Origin of the sequence: Suttonella ornithocola, from assembly GCF_001889065.1 — a bacterium.
GTDB classification, from domain to species: domain Bacteria; phylum Pseudomonadota; class Gammaproteobacteria; order Cardiobacteriales; family Cardiobacteriaceae; genus Suttonella_A; species Suttonella_A ornithocola.
Map to the genome: position 1 here is coordinate 1 of NZ_LWHB01000204.1, position 3,820 is coordinate 3,820.

The window sequence follows — 3,820 nt, forward strand, 5'->3', positions numbered from 1 at the left end:
AGAATTGCTAGATAAGGCTTATATTGTGAAATCTATTAAAAACCAACCCTTCTTATAATAAGAGGATAAAGCAAATTATCAAGGATACTGGAAGTATTGAATATAGTGCAATCAGCTAAAAAACAGAACACCATTTACCGCCAGAAGCACTAAGGTCATGTTTATAAAACGTCCTGTTTTTTAGTTGATTTGACTATATATCTGCTTTGGATAGATTGGATTATAAGTGATTTGACTATATTTAAGGAAAGGTGAGTTAATGATGTATGTGAGCGAGGATGTTTAGCTATGGCGAACGATGATAAAAAGGTGGGTCAATTCCCACCTTTTTAATTGCTTGACTGACTAAGCTATTTTACGAATATTTCCTCTTTGCTACACGATATAGAGATGGGAAGCTAGCTGTTGGGCATCATCTAGTTGCTCAAATTTCGCAAAAATAATCGCATCGGCTTTGTCTTTTCCATCTGCATCATAAGCGAGTTCTTGGGTAGTTTGATTATAGATGAGGCGTGCTTTATCGTTATTCGCGGTTGTTGCTAATGTTGTGCTTATTTCAAACAGCGACGCATCAAGCAACCCGATTGCCCCCAGCCCTTTAAAGACACTAGCTGATAATTCAATCCTATCGCCATCTGAGAAAGAGAAGTCTTTGATGGTGTCGATATTACCGTTAATGCCTGAATCAAATCGGAAGGTATCAGAGCCTTCTCCTCCAATGAGGATATCTGTACCATCACCACCTGAAAGGATGTCATCACCCACTCCCCCAATTAGCGTATTATTACCATCATTACCGCGCAGTATGTTATTTGCGTTGTTGCCTGTGCCATCAATATTTTGTTCGCCTAGTAGATAGAGATTTTCAAAATTGTTTTTGAGATGATAGCTGATGGTGCTATTAACGGTATCTATGCCAGCACTGTCGGTAAGATTGTCGCCTACATTATCGACAAAATATACATCATTACCTTCGCCACCGTCTAGCTCATCTGCACCAGTACCGCCCATCAAAATATCATTTCCTGCTCCACCTATTAAGCGGTCATTTCCGTTACCGCCTTCTAGCCAATCATCGCCCATTCCGCCCATTATTACATCATCACCATCATTGCCGATAATGTGGTTATTGGCTTCATTACCTATGAGTTCATCATCATTCGAGCCGCCTTTAAGGTTTTCAATTTGTGTTCCAAATCCAATAAACATTTGATTTTCCACAAGTGTTCCATCTGGGTTATAGACGAATTTGTCGGATTGATGTTCGCCTCGCCAAATCCATGAGCCCGGTGTGAGGTTAATGTGTAGGCTTTGCGTTTCATTGCTGCCATCAAAAGTGTCATTACCAGAACCATCCCAAATATAGATGTCATTGCCTAGCGTATTTTTATTGAAGGTTTTGAAGGTATAGGTCGTATCGCCAGCGTGTTGATTTTCATTCACCCCATAGCGATAGTGTAGAATAGCTAAATCAAATAGCCCAAAATTGGTTGCTGTAACTGGTGAATTTACTACCCATCCATCAGATAAAGTAACGTCTTGCTTGATGTCTTGGGTGTAAGACATAACCGTGAGTAATATTTTGTCTTCCGCAGATTCTTGTGGGATTGACTTTCTTCCGCCTCCAAAAGGATGAGAGAGTCCCACACTATGCCCAATCTCATGAATGAGTACGCCAAAGCCACCTGGCATCAAAGAAGTTTTTGATGTTTCAATTATCAGGGTATCTTTGCTAAGAGCATTATCTGCCCTGAATTCGATTGAGTTGATATGAACATCTCCGCCAAAAGAGGCATATCCAGCGACAAAACTTCCTCCATTTTCTCCATTTAGTCCAGCAATTTTATTCAATACTTGTCCACAACAGGGGCAAATCAATGCTTGTGAAGAAGCATTTTGCTCTGCACTACCGAGATAATGACTACTAGAACTACTATTAGAGTAATTACTTTTTCCTTTTGTTAAATCATCTAAGTAAAAGCGGAAGTGCGCCTCTTCTCCATCAGATTTTTCAGTGAATTTCAGCTGTGTTTGCTCCTCATATAGCTTGAGTGCATCGCGCACGGCTTGCTTTTGAGTGTTGCTATATTCACGGAAGTTTGTATATTTAAGCTGTCTTTTTTCATCATATGCGTTGGTTGCAAATTGATAAGAGATTTCGGCGCCTTTACCGTAACCTTCCCATACTTCTTTTTGATAACCTGGTTTCGATAGTTCTTTTTCTTTCGTCCATGGATTATTGCGTATTTGACTACCTTCTAAAATCTCAATGAAATAAGGTAATTTGACGTCTAATAAATCGCGGCTGTCATGCAAAGTAGTGTCTGTGTTGAAAGTCGGTTGCACGATGGAAGGCGATAATACTTTGCTATCGCTAACTACGGCATGGGTATCATCTTCTAAGGTTAGGGTGATTTGATGCTTGCCTATAAGCAATGAACTGGGCAGCTCTATGCTTCCTTTACTGTTTTTAATCGTAACTTCGGCTTTTTCGCCATTTTCTGTAGAGATAAAGAGAGTGCCTTTGCCTGTTAATCCCGTTACTTGATAATGAACGTTGCTCACACCAGCGTTGTCGCCTTTTTCAATCGAGGTGATGGCTATACCGAGCTTTTCAGGTGTGTTGAGCGAAATTTCATCAAAAGGAAATTTTATAGGGCTGCTGTCTGCTTTACCGTCATTGGCGATAACGGTGAGTTTGGGCAATTGTTGTCCTTGATTAACGGCTTCTGCACCTGCTTGGGTAAGCAGTAGCTCCCCTTCAGCATTTATTTCAATCAAGCCTCCTGTATATGCCTTGTTATCTTCTGTCAATAAACGGTAACTGATACTATCGCCATCTTCATCTGTCGCAGTGGCAGTGCCTAGCTTTGCTCCAGCTTGTGTTTGACCAATAGTTAATTTGCTGATATCTATTGTAGGAGAATTGATAATGGGTGCATGGTTACTCGTTGTATCGGCAATAGGTAAATGTAATTTTGCAGCGCTATCCACTGTGCCATCATTCACAATGGCGTAAATATCAGGCAAATTTTCTCCACGAATATTAACGGCGTCAACACCTGCTTGCGTGAGTAGCACATGTGCTTTGTTGCTATCATTACTATCAGCGACAACGGTATAGTAAATGTCTTGCTTATCGTCATCATTTTGCTTGATTAAGCGATAGGTCAAGTCATCATTATCTTCATCTGTTGCAACCAAGGTAGCAATTTTTTGCCCAACCTTGACTTCTCCTTTTACGAAAGGTTTAGCAGAATACCAAGTATCTGATGTTGAGAAAATAGGTGCATGATTTTCTTTGGCAGATGGAGTGTTATCTACTGATGGGTTAGTTTCTGCCGGTGTAGTTGTATCAACTGTTTCAACAATGGCAAGCGTTTTCTCTACAGGAGCAGATTTACTATCCGTTACCGTAACAATGATTGCAGGCAAATTTTTTCCTGCATTAACCCACTCAGCACCCTTGGCTGTGAGAGTGATTTCCCCTGTTTGGCTATGAATTTGATAAAGTGTTTCTTTATCATCTTTGAGTGCAAAGGTAAGCACATCGTTATCTTCATCGCTGGCATTAGCAACAGCAATTTTCTGCCCTTCAGTGGCTTTACCTTTTTCGAGTTTACTTGCAACTTCTTTGAATGCGTTTATCAGCGGTGCATGATTTTCTTTGGCCGTTGGATTGGTATTTGCCGGTGGATTGGTGCTTGCCGGTGGATTGGTGCTTGCCGGTGGATTGGTGCTTGCCGGTGGATTGGTGCTTGCTGGTGGATTGGTGCTTGCTGGTGGATTGGTGCTTGCTGGTGGATTGGTGCTTGCTGGT

General features: G+C 41.1%; 1 pseudogene. It reads right to left on the bottom strand.

Going from position 1 to position 3,820, the window contains the following annotated elements:
• Nucleotides 1–375: 375 nt before the first annotated feature.
• Nucleotides 376–3,820, bottom strand: a pseudogene (locus A5N85_RS12875) (hypothetical protein); the annotation flags it as partial.